The organism is Pseudomonas sp. MF6767, from assembly GCF_016405475.1.
Classification (GTDB): Bacteria; Pseudomonadota; Gammaproteobacteria; order Pseudomonadales; family Pseudomonadaceae; genus Aquipseudomonas; species Aquipseudomonas paracarnis.
In genome coordinates this window covers 24,688-44,307 of sequence record NZ_JAEKCY010000031.1, presented here as the reverse complement: position 1 = coordinate 44,307, position 19,620 = coordinate 24,688, and the positions used below count along the sequence as shown (strand labels likewise).

At 60.4% G+C, this 19,620-nt stretch carries 18 protein-coding genes; 7 read left to right on the top strand and 11 right to left on the bottom strand.

The annotated features are described in order from the left end of the window. Positions 1 to 108: 108 nt before the first annotated feature. Positions 109 to 2,175 carry an AsmA family protein gene (locus JFT58_RS28640; RefSeq protein WP_054896373.1) on the bottom strand — a complete coding sequence of 689 codons (2,067 nt, stop codon included), beginning with the start codon at positions 2,173 to 2,175 and terminating at the stop codon, positions 109 to 111. Positions 2,176 to 2,532: 357 nt separating this feature from the next. Here JFT58_RS28640 and JFT58_RS28635 point away from each other — a divergent pair, with 357 nt between their 5' ends. Then, positions 2,533 to 2,853: a hypothetical protein gene (locus JFT58_RS28635; protein WP_003188116.1), complete on the top strand. Its 321-nt coding sequence runs from the start codon at positions 2,533 to 2,535 to the stop codon at positions 2,851 to 2,853. A 151-nt stretch (positions 2,854 to 3,004) separates the two neighbouring features. Further along, positions 3,005 to 3,637, top strand: a complete 633-nt coding sequence (locus tag JFT58_RS28630; protein ID WP_003188114.1) for a TetR family transcriptional regulator — start codon at positions 3,005 to 3,007, stop codon at positions 3,635 to 3,637. A 5-nt stretch (positions 3,638 to 3,642) separates the two neighbouring features. Here the strand turns inward: JFT58_RS28630 and JFT58_RS28625 are convergent, their stop codons facing one another. Continuing rightward, positions 3,643 to 4,149 (bottom strand): C40 family peptidase, encoded by a 507-nt coding sequence (locus JFT58_RS28625; protein ID WP_034125672.1) that lies wholly within the window; start codon positions 4,147 to 4,149, stop codon positions 3,643 to 3,645. A gap of 340 nt (positions 4,150 to 4,489) precedes the next feature. Between JFT58_RS28625 and ureE the strand changes: the two genes are divergently transcribed. The 5 genes from ureE (at position 4,490) to JFT58_RS28600 (ending at position 8,156) form a co-directional block, all read left to right on the top strand. Further along, positions 4,490 to 4,990 (top strand): urease accessory protein UreE, encoded by a 501-nt coding sequence (ureE, locus tag JFT58_RS28620; RefSeq protein ID WP_054896372.1) that lies wholly within the window; start codon positions 4,490 to 4,492, stop codon positions 4,988 to 4,990. Beyond that, complete coding sequence (locus tag JFT58_RS28615; protein ID WP_054896371.1) at positions 4,987 to 5,661, top strand: urease accessory protein UreF; 675 nt, start codon at positions 4,987 to 4,989, stop codon at positions 5,659 to 5,661. Before ureE ends, JFT58_RS28615 begins: the two co-directional genes overlap by 4 nt. A 14-nt stretch (positions 5,662 to 5,675) precedes the next feature. Then, the gene (gene ureG, locus JFT58_RS28610; RefSeq protein WP_003188109.1) at positions 5,676 to 6,290 is read left to right on the top strand and encodes an urease accessory protein UreG; all 615 of its coding nucleotides are present in this window, start codon (positions 5,676 to 5,678) and stop codon (positions 6,288 to 6,290) included. Positions 6,291 to 6,312: 22 nt separating this feature from the next. Then, a complete protein-coding gene (locus tag JFT58_RS28605) occupies positions 6,313 to 6,885 on the top strand; it encodes a HupE/UreJ family protein (protein ID WP_034125669.1) in 573 nt (190 codons plus the stop codon). A gap of 161 nt (positions 6,886 to 7,046) precedes the next feature. Continuing rightward, positions 7,047 to 8,156 (top strand): AGE family epimerase/isomerase, encoded by a 1,110-nt coding sequence (locus JFT58_RS28600; RefSeq protein WP_054896370.1) that lies wholly within the window; start codon positions 7,047 to 7,049, stop codon positions 8,154 to 8,156. Positions 8,157 to 8,265: 109 nt separating this feature from the next. Here the strand turns inward: JFT58_RS28600 and JFT58_RS28595 are convergent, their stop codons facing one another. The 9 genes from JFT58_RS28595 to amaB form a co-directional block, all read right to left on the bottom strand. Continuing rightward, positions 8,266 to 9,171, bottom strand: coding sequence for a cation diffusion facilitator family transporter (locus JFT58_RS28595; RefSeq protein WP_003188105.1), 906 nt, complete (start codon positions 9,169 to 9,171; stop codon positions 8,266 to 8,268). A gap of 229 nt (positions 9,172 to 9,400) precedes the next feature. Further along, positions 9,401 to 10,168 (bottom strand): SDR family oxidoreductase, encoded by a 768-nt coding sequence (locus JFT58_RS28590; protein ID WP_034125868.1) that lies wholly within the window; start codon positions 10,166 to 10,168, stop codon positions 9,401 to 9,403. A gap of 822 nt (positions 10,169 to 10,990) precedes the next feature. After that, a complete protein-coding gene (locus JFT58_RS28585) occupies positions 10,991 to 11,707 on the bottom strand; it encodes an ABC transporter ATP-binding protein (protein ID WP_005784287.1) in 717 nt (238 codons plus the stop codon). Further along, on the bottom strand, positions 11,704 to 12,579 hold the full coding sequence (locus JFT58_RS28580) for an ABC transporter ATP-binding protein (protein ID WP_005784285.1): 876 nt from the start codon (positions 12,577 to 12,579) through the stop codon (positions 11,704 to 11,706). Before JFT58_RS28580 ends, JFT58_RS28585 begins: the two co-directional genes overlap by 4 nt. After that, positions 12,576 to 13,853, bottom strand: a complete 1,278-nt coding sequence (gene livM / locus JFT58_RS28575) for a high-affinity branched-chain amino acid ABC transporter permease LivM (RefSeq protein ID WP_003188100.1) — start codon at positions 13,851 to 13,853, stop codon at positions 12,576 to 12,578. The genes JFT58_RS28580 and livM overlap by 4 nt, the downstream gene beginning before the upstream one ends. A gap of 2 nt (positions 13,854 to 13,855) precedes the next feature. Further along, entirely contained in the window at positions 13,856 to 14,770 is a 915-nt protein-coding gene (locus tag JFT58_RS28570; RefSeq protein ID WP_003188099.1) for an ABC transporter permease subunit, read from the bottom strand. Between the two features lie 284 nt (positions 14,771 to 15,054). Continuing rightward, positions 15,055 to 16,191: a branched-chain amino acid ABC transporter substrate-binding protein gene (locus JFT58_RS28565; protein ID WP_034125665.1), complete on the bottom strand. Its 1,137-nt coding sequence runs from the start codon at positions 16,189 to 16,191 to the stop codon at positions 15,055 to 15,057. A gap of 374 nt (positions 16,192 to 16,565) precedes the next feature. Next, positions 16,566 to 17,849: an L-pipecolate oxidase gene (gene amaA / locus JFT58_RS28560; protein WP_198834811.1), complete on the bottom strand. Its 1,284-nt coding sequence runs from the start codon at positions 17,847 to 17,849 to the stop codon at positions 16,566 to 16,568. A 144-nt stretch (positions 17,850 to 17,993) separates the two neighbouring features. Then, positions 17,994 to 19,484 (bottom strand): L-piperidine-6-carboxylate dehydrogenase, encoded by a 1,491-nt coding sequence (gene amaB / locus JFT58_RS28555; protein WP_019818294.1) that lies wholly within the window; start codon positions 19,482 to 19,484, stop codon positions 17,994 to 17,996. Positions 19,485 to 19,620: the final 136 nt, after the last annotated feature.

Genomic DNA, 19,620 nt, shown 5'->3' with positions numbered 1-19,620 from the left:
AACACCGCCACATCTCCCTGTGGGAGCGGGCTTGCTCGCGATAGCGTTGGATCAGTTGATAAATCATTGACTGATACTCCGCTATCGCGGTCAAGCCCGCTCCCACAGTTACTTCACGGTCTTGGGCGCCTTGCCTTCCTTCATCTGTTGCAGCAACGGTGCGCACTCATTGGGCTCGCCACCGCTTGGGGCAACCAAGGCGAGCAAGCCAGCAGCAGGCCCGGCGATCACGCCGAGGGCGACCATGCCCGCACCGCGTAGCGCCAATGGAATGGCTTTCACGCCAGCATTGGGCTTGATGAATGGTCCATTGACGTAGAGCGGTGAACGCAGGGAGAACAGGCGAAAGCCCTTGGATTCCGGCGTGATGGTCAGGTCCAACTGCTCGGTGGCCATATTCGCGGTGCCGTCGATGTAGATGATCGCGTTCTCGGTATCGAACACAAACAGCCGCGTGGTCGCCAGGCCAGTCTTGATGCCGAAGTCCGCCGCTGCGCAGTTGATCTTCACTTCCTCGTCGCCGAACAGGCGGCCGACCACGTAGTTGCCCACGTTGAGCCCGGCGATTTCCATCAGGCTTCGGCTGATGGCGCCATCGTTGATGAGCATCTTCAGGTCACCGTTGGACGTGCCCAACAGTGCCGCCACCGAGTTGCCGCGCCCGGAAATATCGGCATCGCCGTTGAGTTCACCGAAGCTGGTTTTCATCGGTTCGAAAGTCGGGAACAGCTGCTTGAGCTTGAAGTTGCGCGCCGTCAGCTTGGCGCGGCCCTCCATCGGCGTAGTGCGGCCGTTCAAGCGAATCTGCGCATCGAGCTTCCCACCGGCCACGCCAAAGCGCAGGGGTTCAAGGCTCAGTTGGCCGTCGTTGAGCACCAGGTGGGTGTAGAGGTCGGTAAAGGGCAAGTCGGCACTGTGCACGATACGCTTGCCGGTGAACTCCACATCGGCATCCATCTCGCGCCAGCGTTCGGTGCGGAACTCTTCAACCGGCAGCACTTTGGTCGCCGGTTGCTTGCTTTCACCGCCACGGGCTTTTTGCTCGGCATTGGAATCTGCGCCAATCAGCGGCGCCAGGTCATCCATCAGCAGTTGGTTGGACACCAGCGCGCCGCTGAGCTTGGGCCGTGGCTGGCTGGCAACATAGGCCAGGTCGCCGTGGATGTCGCTGTTGCCAATCTTGCCGTTGAAATTCTCGTAGCGAAAGGAGGCGCCGCTGGCCTCATGCAGTTTGGCGATCAGGTGGCCGTCGGTGGAATAGGCCGGCGAATCCGGCAGGGTCACGCCGGTCAGCGGATACAGGTTGCCCAGGCTGCTGCCCGACAGTTTCAGGCGCAGGTCCAGGGCACCGAGGTTCAGCGGGTCGGTCAGGGTGCCGGCCAGGGCGATGCTGGTGTCCGCGATCTTGACTTGGGCTTGCAGCGGGAACGGCTTGGCCGCGTCCTGCAAGGCCAGCAAGCCACCGATCTTGCCCGTGCCCGCGAGTTTCTGGCCGTGGTACTGGCCTTTGACCTTGAGGCCGAACGCGTAGTCCTGGGGCGCCGAGCCTTTTTCCAGGGCTTTTTTGGCATCGGCATCGCCGACGATTTCACCGAAGGGAATCGGCTTGCCCAGCGGGTCGATGATCACATCCAACTGGGTCTTGAGGCTTTGATCGTCAAGGGTCACATGGCCTTTGTCAAAGCCGATGGCGCCAATATCCACCACCCAATTGGACGGTTCGGCGTTGGGGTCCTTGGGGTCGAACTTGAACGTCCAGTTGGCGCGGCCATCAGCCAGGCGCTGCAACTGGGCACTGGGTTCGGTGAGGTCGATGCGCGGGATCACCACACGCTGCACCAGCAAGGCCAGGGGCGAAATGCGCAGCTCAACCTTCTTGAGCGTGACCATCTGCGGTTGTTTCGACCAATCGGGGTTCCCCAGAGTCAGGTCTTCGGCAATCACATGGGGCCACGGCACCCAGCCGCGCCAGCCGCCTTCATCGGGCTCACGCTGCCACACCACGGCGAGGTTGCCGTTGATGGCGAACGGACGATGCAGTTCTTCGGAGACCTTGGCATTGAGGGGCGGCTTGATGCGGTTCCAGTCGAAGAACACCAACACCAGTACCACGATGGCAATCAACAGAACGAAGCTGGCGCAGCTCCAAGCGAGAATTTTACGAGTGCGCGTCATTGCACAGGACTCCTGAATACGACTGGCTGGGCAACAGCCTTTTAAACAGCTTATAGGACTACGACTGGCAAAGTGCCTGGGGGTTTAACGCAACCGCGGATTTAACCGAAAAAAGCGATTTTCCTGATCAACCAGACAATTTTCCCCATCGACGACGCACCATTGTTACCCAGGTTCGTGTCGAAAATACCCACATCGGTGCAAAGCCGCGGGCTTGAGAGGCTCGATCTAGAGCCTCCGGCGAGAACAATCAATTCTGTTGATTATTACCATTGTGTTTATGAACTTTTATATCGACTTATCAAGGGTAACATTAGCCCTGTACCCACTTTATCGCCCTCCCTAGGAGCAACCATCATGAAACGCCAATTACTCGCTACCGTTCTGTTATCTGTCCTGGCTTCCAGCGCTTTTGCCCTGCCAGCTGCCGAACAGGCCACCCCGCAGAACAAAGCTCAAGCCGTGCAAACCAGCCAAACCGTGGCTCGCAGCGGTTCGCAAGAAGACGAAAACCGTGATTACGCCAAAGGCGCCGTAGCTGAAAATGGCTACAACCGCTTGCAAGAGAAAGGTCTGGTCGAAGGCGGTGCTGAACAAGCCAACAAACGCGCCTACACCGAAGGCGTTGCTGAAGGCGGTGCCGACCGTCTGCAAGAACTGCATCAAGCACAGAGCTAAGCCTGTGGTGGCCCAGAAAAAAGCCCGATCTGCCGATCGGGCTTTTGCTTTTATATAGAACGCGTCACGCCCCGCCCCTGCCAAGTTCGACGCCGGCAAAGCGCTTTTGCTAGAGTGCGTCGCTGTACTTGCCGACAAAGCTCATCCGCTCATGCTGCCCCGCGCCGAACAGAAGCAACAGACCCGCCTCGCCCTGATGGACGCAGCCCGCCATCTGATGGAGTGTGGCCGCGGGTTTGGCAGCCTGAGTTTGCGCGAAGTCGCCAAGACTGCGGGTATCGTGCCCACCGGTTTCTATCGCCATTTCGCCGACATGGACCAACTTGGGCTGGTACTGGTAAGCGAGGTCGGCCAGACCTTTCGCGCCACGATCCGCCTGGTGCGCCACAATGAATTCGTGATGGGCGGCATCATTGATGCCTCGGTGCGCATCTTTCTCGATGTGGTTTCGGCTAACCGCTCTCAGTTCCTGTTCCTGGCTCGCGAACAGTACGGCGGCTGCCTGGCCGTGCGCCAAGCCATCGCCGCCCTGCGCGAAGACATCACTCGCGACCTGGCCGCCGACCTGACACTGATGCCCAAACTTCAGCACTTGGATGCCGAAGGTTTGCATGTGATGGCCGACCTGATCGTCAAGAGTGTGTTCGCCACCCTGCCCGATATCATCGACCCACCGGCCCACGCCTTGCCGGCCCACCTTACGCCCCAGGCGAAAATCACCCAGCAGCTGCGCTTTATCTTTATTGGCCTCAAACATTGGCAAGGGCTGGGCAGCACCGAGTAAGTCAATCAACCCGCCGTGTGGAACCGTTTGGCGGTGGTGTAGTGCTTGTTCCAGTAGCTATTGCTCAATGAATCGATACGGATGGTTTTGCCGGTACGCGGCGAATGGATGAATTTGCCCTGGCCGATATAAAGGCCGACATGGCTGACCTGGCCCCGCCCGTTGCCTTTGAAAAACACTGCATCCCCTGGCTTTAAAGCACTGCGTTTGATGGTTGTCGCCGATGAACGGTGCATGGCGGCAGTGGTGCGGGGTAGCTGGATATTGGCTTGGGTCTTGAACAAGTACACCAGGAAGCTACTGCAATCGAAGCCCTGCTCTGCCGATGTGCCGCCCCACTTATAGGGCGTACCCAGCAACTCATGGGCGCGGTCAATGACATCGTCGATAGAGGCCGGCTTGATGCTTTGCAGCGAAGAGCTGAAGGTGGCGCGGGGTTGGAAATTGGCCTTTGCCGATGAAATAAAGCAGGTCAGGCTGACAAGGCATACACAAAAAATTGATCGAAGCATGATGAACGTCGCGGTGGAATTAAACAGGCCGCATAGCCTAAAGAACCCGCAGGTAATCTCATGAGCTCCAAATCCTGATGACCCGTAGGAAAAATCCTAAAAAACACCTACAAAGAAAAAGATGAAAGAAACTTCATCAAACTGAGCGGCGCCATCAACGCAGAATGCCCTTCCCCGGTGCTATAAACCTCGGCACGCACCAAATTGATACACGCGCGGAAATCATCCGACGCCCTATTGAGCAGCATGCCTGCCTGACTACAGGGAATTCCTACTCGATTCCGTGATTGGCAAGCCCCTTGCTCTAGGTCTTTCATCGCTCACAGTTGGAAGCTCTCTGATGCTGGTGATACACCGCCGAATCGCCCCCCAAGCCCTCTGGGCCGCCGAGTTGCTGCTCAACTTCGAAGCCCGCAGCAAAAGCCGCCTGCGCTGTTTCAGTGCCGACGGTGAAGACGTCGGCCTGTTTTTGGAGCGGGGCCAGCCGCCCTTGCACGATGGTGAATTCCTGCAGGCAGAAGACGGACGCGTCGTACGGGTATGCGCCCGCCCTGAACAACTGCTGCACGTCACCTGCCGCAACGCCTTCGAGCTCACCCGTGCCGCGTATCATCTGGGCAACCGCCATGTGGCCCTGCAAGTCGGTGACGGCTGGCTGCGCCTGCTCGATGACTACGTGCTCAAGGCCATGCTCGAGCAACTGGGTGCCGATGCGCAGACCCTCGAGGCGCCGTTTCAACCCGAGCACGGCGCCTATGGCGGCGGCCATCATCATTCACGGCATGGTGATGAAGACTTCAACTACGCGCCCAAGCTGCATCAGTTCGGCGTGCGTCTATGAACCCAGCCTGGGCGCTGCTGCGCCTGGCCAGTCCGCAACTGCCGATTGGCGGCTACAGCTATTCCCAAGGCCTGGAAATGGCGGTGGACAACGGCCGCGTGCAGGATGCCGCGAGCGCCCGGCGCTGGATCAGTGACCAGTTGCTGCTCAACCTGGCGCGTTTCGAAGCCCCGCTGCTGCTCGCCCACTGCCGCGCAGCCGGCGAACAGGACTGGGCCCAATTGGCGCAGTGGTGCGACGAGCATCGCGCCAGCCGTGAGACCCGGGAGCTGTATCAGGAGAGTCGTCAGATGGGCTATTCCCTGCAACAACTGCTCAACGGCTTGCCGGAACTGGACGACAGCGCCCGTGATTTTCTTGCACAACGCGACGAACCGCATCTGGCCCTGGGCTGGGCCTTGGGCGCGCGCGCCTGGCACATTAACCCCGGCGATGCTCTTGCCGCCTGGCTATGGAGCTGGCTGGAAAACCAACTGGCGGTACTGATGAAAACCCTGCCATTGGGCCAGCAAGCGGCCCAGCGGTTGACCAGCGAACTGCTGCCGCTGCTGCAACAAGCACAGCAGGATGCCGAACGCATTAACCCTAACCATTTGGGCAGCGCCGCTTTTGGCCTGTCCCTGGCGTGCATGGCCCACGAGCGCCAGTACAGCCGCCTGTTCCGTTCCTGATTCTGGAGAAGCACATGAACACACAACCCCTGCGCGTCGGTATCGGAGGCCCGGTAGGCTCGGGCAAGACCGCCCTGACCCTGGCCCTGTGCCTGGCGCTGCGCGATCGCTACAACCTGGCGGTGGTCACCAACGACATCTACACCCGTGAAGACGCCGACTTCCTGGTGCGTAACCAGGCCCTGGCGCCGGAGCGCATCATCGGCGTGGAAACCGGTGGCTGCCCACACACGGCGATTCGCGAAGATGCCTCGATCAACCTGGAGGCCGTGGACCAACTCAACCGCCGTTTTCCCGGCCTGGACCTGATTCTGGTGGAGTCCGGCGGCGACAACCTGTCGGCCACCTTCAGCCCGGAACTGTCGGACCTGACCATCTATGTGATTGATGTCTCAGCGGGCGACAAACTGCCGCGCAAGGGCGGGCCCGGTATTTGCAAATCCGACCTGCTGGTGATCAACAAGATTGACCTGGCCCCGCTGGTGGGTGCCTCGCTGGAACTGATGAACAGCGACACCCAGCGCATGCGCAACGGCAAACCCTTTGTGTTCAGCAACCAGAAGACCGGGGTCGGCCTGGACGACATCGTCGCCTTCATCGAACGCCAGGGCCTGCTGACCGCCGCCTGATCAACCCATAAGGAACCTGTCCATGAGACTCAACAGACTTTTCGCCGCCGCCGCGCTGCTGCTCGCCCCTGCCTTGGCCTTCGCCCATCCGGGCCATGGCGACAATGGCCTGGTGGCCGGTATCAGCCACCCCCTGGGCGGCCTCGATCACTTGCTGGCCATGCTTGCGGTGGGCCTCTGGGCGGCCCAGCAAAAAGGCGCCGCGCGCTGGGCGCTGCCATGCACCTTTGTCGGCACCATGCTGATCGGCGGGGTGTTGGGTTTCGAAGGGCTGCAATTGCCGGCGCTGGAAAGCGGGATTGCTGCATCGGTGCTGGCCTTGGGCCTGGCGGTAGCGTTGGCGGTCCGGCCGCCGCTGTTCGTGGCCGTGGGCGCCACGGCGTTGTTTGCGCTGTTTCACGGCGTGGCCCATGGCCTGGAACTGCCGGATATGACCAGCCCTTGGGCGTATGCGGCTGGGTTCGTGGGGGCAACAGCCGTGTTGCACGCTGCGGGTTATGCAGTGGTGCGCTTTTTGCCGGCAGCTGCGGCACCCTTGGTGCGAGTGGCCGGGGCTGCTTCGGCGGCGACTGGGGTGTGGTTGCTGGCGGGCTGAGGAAAAGATCGTTCCCACGCTCCGCGTGGGAATGTAGCCTAGGACGCTCTGCGTCCCAAAGCATGACGCAGAGCGTCATAAAATGCATTCCCACGCAGAGCGTGGGAACGATCAGCCTGCTACCATGCGCGCCTACACCCCTGCCGTGACGACGCCAGCCAATGCCCATCGCTTCCCCCTCTTCCCTGACGCCTGTGCTCACGCACTTCCATGACCTGATCGTGCCTCTCTGGCAAGGCCCGGGCTGGAATGCCGACCTGGCGCTGCCCTTTGAGGCACTGGATGCCGATCACCAGCCACTGCCCCCCCAGCGCTATCGCGCCATGGCCTGCGCCCGGCAGTTGTACCTGTTCGCCAGCCTGATCGGCGAACCCGGCGCGGCTTTCGCCGAAGAACGTGCGGCTGCGCTGTTTCGCTCCCTGCAACGGCACTTTCATGATGCCGAACACGGTGGCTGGTTCTACAGCATCGACCCCGCCGGCCAGCCGCTGGACGAGCGCAAAGACCTCTACACCCACGCCTTCATTATCTTTGCCTGCGCCCATTACTGGGCCAAGGTGCGTGAGCCGTTGGTCGAGTCGGTACTCAACGCTGCCCTGGAAGTCGTCGCCCAACGCTTTGCCACCGGTGACGGCTTGTACGAGGCCGTACTGGAGCGCAACTGGGCCTCGCTCGACTCCGGCCCGTTGCAAAACCCGTTGATGCACCTGGCTGAAGGCTTCCTCGCCACCCTCGCGGTGCGTGAGGACGCCCAGGTACAAGCGGCCCTGCTGGCACTGGCGACGGCCATGCAGCAACGCTTCATCGACCGCGAGCACGGCGTGATGATGGAGAAACCTTTGGGCGCTGTGGATAACTGGTTTGAGCCGGGGCACCAGTTCGAATGGTTCTTTTTGCTGGAATCTTCAGCTGTGCTGCGCGGCACTGCACTGCATGAGTCGCTGACACGGGCATTTGCCTATGCCGAGCAAAAGGGTGTGGATAAATTAAGCGGTGCGGTCAGCGGCATGCTGGCGCTGGATGGCACGGTGCGCGACGGTACCCAACGGATCTGGGCTCAGGCGGAGTACCTGCGGGCACTGACCTTGCGGCCAGGCAGCGAGGCGGTGCTGCAGCGTCAGTTACAGGCGCTGCAACAGCGCTTTTTGCATGCCAAGGGTTGGCATGAATGCCTGGATGCCGAGGGTAAGGTGAGCCGGCGGGATATGCCTTCGACTACGCCTTATCATTTGGCGACTTGCTATCAGGGCTTGGTCCAGCATCTGGGCTGACCTGCAGGGCCCCATCGCAGGCAAGCCAGCTCCCACAGTTGATTGTGTTCGCACATTTAAATGTGGGAGCTGGCTTGCCTGCTATAGCCTCACCTCGCTCTAACAGACTTTAGGCAATCCACTTGCGGTCACCGGTAAAACTGATCGTCAACCACCGCGCCGCATCCGCCGCCCCCAGCCCTGTGGATATCTCTTCACGCAGCCCATCGAGGGTGGCGACGTTATCCACCGGGTAATCCGCTGGCAGCACCACATGAATCTCGATAAACCGTGCACGCCCGTGCTTCTGCACATAGGACACGTAGTCGTCGAAACCATGCTTGGCCTGCGCCGCGTCCATCACTTCGCGGACCTTGTCGTCCAAGTGATCCGGAGCGATCCCCAACACTTCGCGCAGCGCCGGGCGCAGGATCTTGAATGCCGGCGCCAGCATGCTCAGGGCCAGCAGGATCAGGATCAACGGGTCCACGTAGACCGCCCACTCGCCATAGCCTTGGGACTTGAGCAACAGCGCGGCCAGGAAGCTGATCAGCAAGCCCACCGACAGCATCGCATCCACCAGCCAGCTGATGTTGTCGAACTGGATCAATGACGATTTGAGTGTGCGATTGCGGTAGCGCACATAGAAGAAGTAGGCGAACTCCACGACGGTAAACACCGCCGCATAAATGATCACCAGCCCCAGCTCGATTTCGCGCCCGCCATTGATAATGCCGAACACGCCATTGAGGAACGCGTAGATGGCGATCAGCAGCAGGAAACTGCCTTCGATCAACAGCACCATCGGCTCCAGGTGCCAATAGCCGAATTGGAAACGCTCGTTGCTTTTCTTGGCGATCAGCTTGGCCGTGATCAGCATCAGCACCTTGATGGCGGTGGCGATCAGCGAGAAAAAGCCGTCGAACAGAATGGATTGGGCGCCGGATATCACACCCGTGACAATCCCTGCGATCGCGACTGCGAACATCAGGATAGTCGATTGTTTGAGCAGTGCCTGCTCACCTCGGTTACTCACATTGCCTCCTGTCAAAACCTTTAAACCGCTGGGTGCGGTGGGGTTTTCAGGCGGGCAGTGTACCTTATGCCGCATTTTGACCGATTTGCCGCCACTGATCGTTCCCACGCTCCGCGTGGGAATGCATCGCGTGACGCACTGCGTCACCAGCAGAAAGCGGGGCGCAGAGCGCCCCCGGCGGCATTCCCACGCGCAGCGTGGAAACGATCAGCGTGTGTCGCGCAGGCGCTTAGCCCTTGGCCCCACGCTCAATCGCAAACCCAGCCCAGGTCTGGCTCACCGGCATCAACTCCAGGCGGTTGATGTTCACGTGCGCCGGGGTGTTCATCACCCAGAAAATCGTATCGGCAATGTCCTGCGGCTGGATCGGCTCGGCACCTGCGTAGGTGGCGTCATAACGCGCCTGGTCACCGCCGAAGCGCACCAGGGAGAACTCGCTCTCACACAAGCCCGGCTCGATATTGGTCACGCGCACGCCGGTGCCTTGCAAGTCGCAGCGCAGGTTCAACGAGAACTGCTTCACGAACGCCTTGGAACCGCCATACACATGGCTGCCCGGGTACGGGTAGTTACCGGCGATGGAACCCAGGTTGATGATCCCGGCACCGCGGCCATGGGCAATCAGGCGCGGCAACAGCAGGTTAGTGGTGGTCAGCAGGCCCTTGATGTTGGTATCGACCATGGTTTCCCAATCGTCGAGGTCGCACTTGGGCGCAGGGTCGGTGCCCACGGCCAGGCCGGCGTTGTTGATCAGGCCGCGCAGCGTGGCGAACGACGCCGGCAGGTTGGCGATGGCCTCCTCCATGCCTTTGCGGTCGCGCACATCCACCACCAGGCCATGCACTTCGGTCTGCTTGGAAAGCTCTTCGACCAAGGCGTTCAAGCGCTCGGCACGACGACCGGTGAGCACCAGTTTCCAGCCGGCCTCGGCAAAGCGACGGGCACAGGCTTCGCCGAAACCTGAAGTAGCGCCAGTGATAAACAGCGTGTCAGACATGGGGTTCTCCTTGCGGGCATCGGGAAAAAAACAGCCAGCAGAATGCCCTTACGCCGCGTTTGCGGCAACCGCTGTGCACACACACGCATGCTTGGCTGATCACTTTTTAACCAATCTTCGCAAAGCCTTATAAACCGTAGCTTGCAGCCATATGCGCGCAGGTTATCCACAACTGCGCCCACAGTCTTTGGGGGCAAGTGCAAACGGCTCAAAGCCGCTGTGTACAAGGGTTGCAGGCGGTTTTATAAAGTTTTTTGCTTGACCTGGGCGAGCGCCTATGTAGCCGCTGACAAAGGCAGAAAAACACAACGATGGCTCCAGGCCAGTCATTCCGGCCCCTGCGCAAGTCTTTCCAGAGTTTAGTCACAGACTTATCCACAGGCTGGAAGGACTTATTTCGTTCATATACCTGTGTCTTTAAACAGGTTGACAAACCCTTGAGACGGTCGCGAAAAATACCCTGATCGAAAAACAACCAACACGCTACAAGCCACGTGGTTAAAGGCTTTCAGCCAGCTACTCCCACGTTACCCACAGCCGGTTCCACAGTGGATGGGGGCAAGTCAAAACTGTGACAAAACAGGGATTTGCGGCGGCTATATGTCGCGCTTTTGAGGTGGGCTGGATTTGTTTTCCACAATTTGGTGGAGGGCTTGTTGACACCGCAAAAACAAATGTGGGAACCGGCTTTGGGTGGGCGCTGGCTTGCCTGCGATGCGGCCACCTCGGTATGTCAGCTAAACCGAGGTGATGCTATCGCGGGCAAGCCCGGCTCCCACATAAGGCCCGGTTCCCACAGGGTTGATGCGCCTGGATCTTGGGTCAGTGACCGCCCAGGTAGGCGTTGCGCACTTCCTCGTTCACCAGCAACTCCTTGCCGGTGCCTGTCAGGCGAATCTCACCATTGACCATCACATACGCCCGGTCCGACAGGCGCAGCGCATGGTTGGCGTTCTGTTCCACCAGGAAAATGGTCATCCCGGTGGACGCCAGCTCGCGCAGGGTGGAAAAGATCTGCTTCACCACAATCGGCGCCAACCCCAGGCTTGGCTCATCGAGCAGCAACAGCTTGGGCCGGCTCATCAGCGCACGGGCGATGGCGAGCATTTGTTGCTCACCACCGGACATGGTCATCGCCCGCTGGTTGCGTCGCTCCTTGAGCCTGGGGAACAGCTCGAACATGCGTTGCATGTCCTCGCTGGCGAACTTGTCGCCAATGGGGATGGTGCCCATCAGCAGGTTTTCCTCGACGGTCATGTCGGGGAACACCCGCCGCCCTTCCGGCGACTGCGCAATGCCGTTGGAAGCGATGTAGTGGGACGACTTGTGAGTAATGTCGACGCCGTTGTAGAGGATCTGCCCCGACTCGGCCCGAGGCTGACCGAAGATCGACATCAGCAACGTGGACTTACCCGCGCCATTGGAGCCGATCAGGCTGACGGTTTCGCCTTCGTTGATGTGCAGCGAGACTTTTTTCAGGGCCTGGATCGGGCCGTAGAACACGTCCAGGTCCTTCATTTCGAGGATAGGTGCGCTCATACCAGCTCCTCTTCGTCCGCGCCCAGGTAGGCGGCGATCACTTTCGGGTCGTTGCGGATCGCATCCGGGCCGCCTTCGGCGATCACGTTGCCGTGGTCCAGCACCACAATGTGGTCGGAAATACTCATCACCATGCCCATGTCGTGTTCGATCAGCACCACCGTAAGGTCGTGTTCGTCGCGCAGCAGGCGAATCATCGCGCTGAGGGCTTCGGTTTCCTGCGGGTTGAGGCCCGCTGCCGGTTCGTCCAGGCAGATGATCTGCGGCCGCGTGCACATGGCGCGGGCGATCTCCAGGCGGCGCTGCTGGCCGTAGGAGAGCTCGCCGGCCAGACGGTTGGCGCAGTCCACCAGGTCGACCACTTCCAGCCAGTAGAACGCGCAGTCCAGCGCATCGCTTTCGGCCTTGCGGTAGCCCTTGGTGTTGAGGATGCCGGCAAGCATGTTGCGGTTGACCCACATGTGCTGGGCCACCAGCAGGTTTTCCAGCACCGACATTTCCTTGAACAGGCGAATGTTCTGGAAGGTGCGCGCCAGGCCGGCACGGTTCACCAGGTGGGTGCCGCCGAACATCTTGTAGTAAACGCGGCTGAGGAAGCTTTTGGGCGACACGAAGTCGGTGGCCTCAAAGCGCTCGCCGAGCAGTTGGATCACGTTGGTTTGCTTGCCGCGCACGTTGAGCTCGATCTTGCCGCCACTGGCTTTGTAGAAGCCGGTGAGGCAGTTGAACACCGTGGTCTTGCCGGCGCCGTTGGGGCCGATCAGGGCGAAGATCGAGTTGCGTTCAACCTTGAGGCTTACATCGCTCAAGGCTTTGATACCACCGAAGTGCATCATCAGGTGTTCGACAGACAGCACGACTTCCTTGCTCATGGCGCTACCCCTTTGCGTGGCGTCACACCGGTACGGCTAATCCGAATCAAGCCACGCGGTCGCCAGATCATCATCACCACCATCAACACCCCAAACAGCAGCACGCGGTACTCGGAAAAACTACGCAGCAGTTCCGGCGCCACGGTCAACACGAACGCTGCGATCACCACGCCAACCGTCGAGCCCATGCCGCCCAACACCACAATGGCGAGGATCAACGCCGACTCGAAGAAGGTAAACGACGACGGGTTGACGAAGCCCTGGTAGCTGGCAAAGAACACCCCGGCCAAACCGGCGGTGGACGCGCCGATGGTGAAGGCTGAGAGTTTGACCAGCACATGGTTCAGGCCCATGGAACGGCAGGCGATTTCATCTTCGCGCAGGGCTTCCCAGGCGCGGCCGACCGGCATGCGCGTCAGGCGATGCTTGATGTACAGCACGGCCAGCACCACCAGAAACAGCACGATGTAGATGAACATGAACTTGATGTTGGGGTTGTAATCGATGCCGAAAAACTCGTGAAACGGAATGCCGCCATCCTTCGCACGCTTGCCGAACTCCAGGCCCAGAAAGGTCGGTGACGGCACGGGCATACCGTTGGGGCCACCGGTGAACGACAGCCAGTTGTTGAGCACCAGGCGAATGATTTCACCAAAACCCAGGGTCACGATGGCCAGGTAGTCACCGTGCATTCGCAGCACCGGGAAGCCGAGTATGCAACCCGCCAACGCCGCCGCGATGGCCGCCAGTGGCAGGACCGTCCAGAAGCCCAGGCCCAGGTATTGATAACCCAGCGCCAGGCCGTAGGCACCGATGGCGTAGAAGGCCACATAACCCAGGTCGAGCAGGCCCGCCAGGCCCACCACGATGTTCAGGCCCAGGCCGAGCAACACGTAGATCAGCCCCAGGATCACCACGGTGAGCAGGTATTTGTTGGCGAAGATCGGAAATACGATGGCGATCACGATCAGCGCCGGGATGATCCAGCGCAGCCGCGACTTGTAGTCCGGTGGCAGCACGTGCACGCCGGAGCCGCTGCTCTCGAACCCCTGCAGGATCTTCACGCCCTTGGGTGTTTGCAGAAACAGGCTGAGGGCAAAGCGCCCGGCCATCACGATGGCGACCAGCACGGCAACCCGCGCAGGTTCCAGGTTGAAGCTGTAGCCGTCGAGCACCACGCCGACAATCGGGCCGAACACGATCAGCGAAATCAGCCCCGCGAGGACCGTATCGACCACACTTTTCTTGATATCAATGGATTTGGCAGCAGACATGTTTACACCTTCGCCACGAGTGGGCGACCAAGCAGGCCCTGGGGACGGAAAATCAGAATCACCACCAGCAGGGAGAAACTGAACACGTCTTTGTAGTCAGAGTTGATCAACCCTGAGAACAGCGACTCGGAGATACCGAGGATGATCCCGCCCAGCATCGCCCCAGGCAGGGAGCCGATGCCGCCGAGTACCGCTGCGGTAAACGCCTTGATGCCGATGATGAAGCCGGCATAGAAGTCGAAGGTGCCGTAATTGAGGGTGATAAGCACGCCGGCCAGGGCGGCCATGGCGGCACCGATGACAAACACGTAGGAGATCACACGGTCGGTATTGATGCCCAGGATCGAGGCCATCTTGCGGTCTTGCTGGGTAGCGCGGCACATGCGGCCGAGCTTGGTGTATTTGATGATGTAGGTGAGCAAGGCCATGCCGGCAAAAGCGGCGACCAGGATGAACACTTTGGTATAGGTCAGTTGCACGAACCCGGTGCCGATATCGACGCGCCAGGCGCCGGCCAGCAGGGTGGGAATGCCTTGTTGCTTGGCGCCCTGGGCGATCTGCGCGTAGTTCTGCAGAATCAGGGAGATACCGATGGCGCTGATCAGCGGTGCCAGGCGGGTGGAGTTACGCAGGGGTTTGTAGGCGACACGCTCAATCACCCAACCGTACACGCCGGTGACGACCACGGTGAAGATCAAGGTACCGAGAATGAGCAGCGGGAAGGATTCGATGCCGAAGTAAGCCAGCAGTGCCAGACTGATCGCCGCGAGGTAAGCGGAAATCATATAAACCTCACCGTGGGCGAAGTTGATCATGCCAATGATGCCATAGACCATTGTGTAGCCGATGGCGATCAGGCCATAGACCGACCCGAGGGTCAGGCCGTTGACCAGTTGCTGCAGGAAAATACCATCCATAACGCAATCTCACGCGGTGAGCACCTGCACACCGGTGGGTGTGCGGCGCTTCTGGAGGAAAAGACAGGTTTGTTGCAATGGAGCAGGCAACCACGCCCTCTGTGGGAGCTGGCTTATGTGGCGAGGGAGCTTGCTCCCGCTGGGCTGCGAAGCAGCCCCAAACTGGGCAATCGAGATACATCAGATGTATTTCGGTAAGCGGTTGGGAGTGCTACGCACTCCAGCGGGAGCAAGCTCCCTCGCCACAGCAAGCCCCCCTAACCTTAGGCCCGTGGTGCTTGTACTTACTTCTGCTTTTCCAACTGATGGTATTTGCCGTCTTTGTCCCACTGGTAAACCACGTAGTCAGAGACTTTCAGGTCGCCCTTGGTATCCCAGGCTTTTTCGCCCATGACGGTTTTAACCGGGTTGGCCTTGAGCCACTTGGCAGCGTCTTCGCCCTTGTTGGACTTGGCACCGTTGAAGCCGGCGGCCAAGGCCTGGATCGAAGCGTAGGCGTACAGGGTGTAGCCTTCAGGCTCGGTGCCGTTCTTGCGGAACTCTTCCACGACCGTCTTGCTGTCCGGCAGCAGGCGCGGGTCGGCGCCGAAGGTCATGTACACGCCATCGACGTACTGCGCACCACCTGCGGTGGACACCAACTCGTCGGTGACCACGCCGTCATCGGACATGAACTTGACGTCTTTCAAGCCCGCTTCACGGATCTGGCGCACCAGTGGGCCGGCTTCCGGATGCAGGCCGCCGAAGTACACGACGTCGGCGCCCAGGGAGCGGATCTTGGTGACCAGGGCGCTGAAGTCTTTCTCGCCACGGGTCAGGCCCTCTTCCAGCACCGGCTTGACGCCGCGCTTGGTCAACTGGGCGGCGGTGGCGTCGGCCAGGCCTTTGCCGTAGGTGTCCTTGTCGTTGATCACCGCGACTTTCTTGCCCTTGAGCACGTCGACGATGTAGTCGCCGGCGACGATGCCTTGCTGGTCGTCACGCCCGCACATACGGAACATGGCGCCCAGGCCGCGTTCGGTCACTTGTGGGTTGGTGGAGCCTGGGGTGATGGCGATGATGCCTGCTTCGTCGTAAACCTCAGACGCCGGGATGGTATTGGATGAGCAGAAGTGCCCGACCACACCGATCACTTTGTCCTGGTCGGCCAGGCGGTTGGCCACGGCCACGGCCTGCTTGGGCTCGCAGGCGTCATCGCCCGCCACCAGCTTGATCTGCTCACCGTTGATGCCGCCGGCCTTGTTGATAACGTCGGCTGCCGCCTGGGCACCCTTCATGTACTGCTCACCGAAAGCGGCGTTGGCACCCGTCATCGGGCCCGCCACACCAATTTTCACATCAGCTTGAACAAACGTAGAAACACCCAGCGCCGCAGCAACGGCGAGGGCCAGAAAACCTTTCTTGTAAAACGTCTGGGACATGAGTGGTGCTCCGATATTTTTGATTTTTGGCACGACAACTTGCATTCAAACCTTTCACCGAAAGCTCAGAGCAAGCCGCGTGCCATTACTTTTTTATTCTTCAAAAAGACACGGTGTCATTGTTATTACAGGCGTTTCGACGCCTTTTGCCAGGACGTGCAACCGTCTAGCGTCTATAGGTGCAACCAACACTTCAAAAAAGTACAACCCTGGCAGGTCGCACCTGCAACCACAGGCATAAACGACAGTTCCTGCAGCTGTAACAATGTGCGTAACGGAACTGCACATTTACAGTGCGTGATTGCTACGACTTGCACCAATACAGATGGGTAGCCTGCTAAGAAAACGCAGGCTTTTGAGGGGTATTTCGCTGATCAGATCACGATCCTCAGGCATTGCCCGGCGTGATAGAGCGAGAAGCCGGCTTCATACAGGCAGCTGCGCAAGCCCACCGCGGCCAAGGGTTGCATGGGCGTAAAAGGGATCGGCAAGGCTTGGGTGTCCTGGTGACACAGGTAGTCGGCAAACGCCTTGCCCACCACGCTGCCGGTGGTCACCCCGCGTCCGTTATAACCGGTAACCGCCACCAGGCCGGGGGCCGGTTCGAACAGGCGCATCAAGTGGTCGGGAGTGAATGCGATGCAGCCGGTCCAGGTGTATTCCCACTGCACCGGTTTGAGGTACGGGAAGTAGTGTTGCTGCACCCGATCGGCCCACGCCTTGAGGAACCACGCCGGTTTCTGGTTGCCGTTACCCAGGCTGCCCAGCAACAGGCGGCCATCGGCATCGCGGCGAATGCTGCTCAGGACCTGGCGCGTGTCCCACGAACCCTGGCCGCCGGGGAGGATCTGCTTGGCCGCGTCATCGGTCAGCGGCGCCGAGGCCACCTGATAGTAATAGCCGGGGAAGAAGTTACGCCGCAGTTCGGTCCATTCGCCTTCGGTGTAGGCGTTGGAGGCGATCACCACCTGGGCGGCCTGTACCGCGCCCTCGGCGGTCTGCACCGACCAATCGGCCCCTTGGCGCTCAAGCTGGGTGACCGGCGAATGATCGAACAATTGCCCGCCCAACGCTGCGGCGGCATTCGCCAACCCAGTGGTGTAGGCCATGGGGTTCAAGGTGCCGGCGCGCCGATCCAGCAACGCGGCGGCGATTTTCCGGGTACCGGTGGCTTGCTCGCAGGCCTGGCCGGTGAGTAACTCAACCGGTGCGCCCCGGCGTTTCCACTGCTCCTCACGGCTGCGCAAATCCGCCTCGCCACGGGCGTTGTGCGCCATGTGCAAGGTGCCTTCACGGCGCAATTGGCAGTCGATGCTGTACTTGTCGATCAGGCTGAACACCAGGGACGGCGCCGCACCCAACATGCGATTGAGTTGGCTGCCCACCGCCGTGCCGAAACCGGCCTCGATCTCGTCCGGTGGAATCCACAGGCCGGCGTTGACCAGCCCGACGTTGCGCCCCGAACCACCGTGGCCGGTGCGATGGGCCTCCAGTAAGGCGACGCTTTTACCCTGTTCCAGCAAATGAATGGCCGCCGACAAACCGGTGATGCCAGCGCCGATCACGCACAAATCCACCTTGACAGCGCCCTTGAGCGCGGCTCGGTCGGGGCGGCCTGGAGTGAGGTGTTCCCATAAACATGTTTCGCGCAGTGCCATTGCCAGACTCCGGGATGAATTCACCACCGCTCGTTCCCGCGCTCTGCGTGGGAATGTAGCCTTGGACGCTCCGCGTCCGCATTGTCGTGACGCGGAGCGTCACAGAATGCGTTCCCACGCAGAGCGTGGGAACGATCAGTCTGGTCAGTCGAACGTGATGCCTTGTGCCAACGGCAGCTCCAGCGAGTAGTTCACGGTATTGGTCTGCCTGCGCATATACCCGCGCCACGCATCCGAGCCCGATTCACGCCCGCCGCCGGTTTCTTTTTCACCCCCGAACGCGCCACCGATCTCCGCGCCGCTCGGGCCGATGTTGACGTTGGCAATGCCACAGTCGCTGCCCACCGCCGACATGAACTGCTCGGCTTCACGCACGTCAGTGGTGAAGATGCAGGATGACAAGCCTTGTGGCACGGCGTTGTTCAGGCGCAGGGCTTCGGCGAAGTCGGTGTAGCCGACCACGTAAAGAATCGGCGCGAAGGTTTCGCTGCACACCACGTCGCTTTGCTCGGGCATTTCCACGATGGCTGGCGATACGTAGTAGGCGTTGGGGAATTTGTCTTGCAGTTGGCGCTTGCCGCCGAACACCTTGCCGCCTTCGCTCAAGGCTTGCTCAAGGGCGTCCTGCATGTTGTCGAAACTGTGCTTGTCGATCAGCGGGCCGATCAGGTTGCCTTCCAGTGGGTGGCCGATGCGCACTTTGGAATAGGCGGCCTTGAGGCGGGTGACGATTTCTTCCTTGACCGACTCATGGGCGATCAGCCGGCGCAGGGTGGTGCAGCGTTGGCCGGCGGTGCCCACCGCGCTGAAGAGGATGGCGCGCACGGCCATGTCCAGGTCGGCGCTTGGGCCGAGGATCATCGCGTTGTTGCCGCCCAGCTCAAGGATGCTGCGGGCGAAACGCGCGGCGACTTTGGGTGCCACTTCACGGCCCATACGCGTGCTGCCGGTGGCGCTGATCAGCGCGACGCGCGGGTCATCCACCAGCGCAGCGCCGGCGTCGCGGCCGCCGATGATCACTTGGCTGAGGTACTCGGGGGCACCGTCGAATTTTTTCAGTACGCGCTCGAACAAGGCCTGGCAGGCCAGTGCAGTGAGCGGGGTCTTTTCCGACGGTTTCCAGATCACCGCGTTGCCGCACACCAAGGCCAGCGCGGTGTTCCACGCCCACACGGCCACGGGGAAGTTGAAGGCGCTGATCACGCCGACCACGCCCAGCGGGTGCCAGGTTTCACGCATATGGTGGCCGGGGCGCTCGGAGGCGATGGTCAAGCCGTACAACTGGCGCGACAGGCCGACGGCGAAGTCGCAGATGTCGATCATTTCCTGCACTTCACCCAAACCTTCCTGGGTGATCTTGCCGGCCTCCCAGGAAACGAGTTCGCCCAGGTCGGCCTTGTACTCGCGCAATACGTCGCCGAACTGGCGCACCAGCTCGCCACGTCGCGGCGCCGGCACTTTGCGCCAGGCTTCGAATGCATGCTCGGCGCGACTGACCTGTTGCTCCACCTCGGCGGCACCTTCCCAATGGACGCTGCCGATACGGCTACCATCAATCGGTGAATGCACGGGTTGTTTCCCAGCCTGGTACAGCGCCGGGTTTACCCCGAGACGATCAAGCAATGCGGCAACCATGGGTCACTCCTTCAAATCTGCGTAGAAAAATCGCGCCGCTGCTTGCACGGCGATCCTGAGCCTATTTGTAGCTGGCCCAAGACTTGCCAACAAACGACGATTAGGCGAGATATCATTCCCTTTATTCATGCAAAGA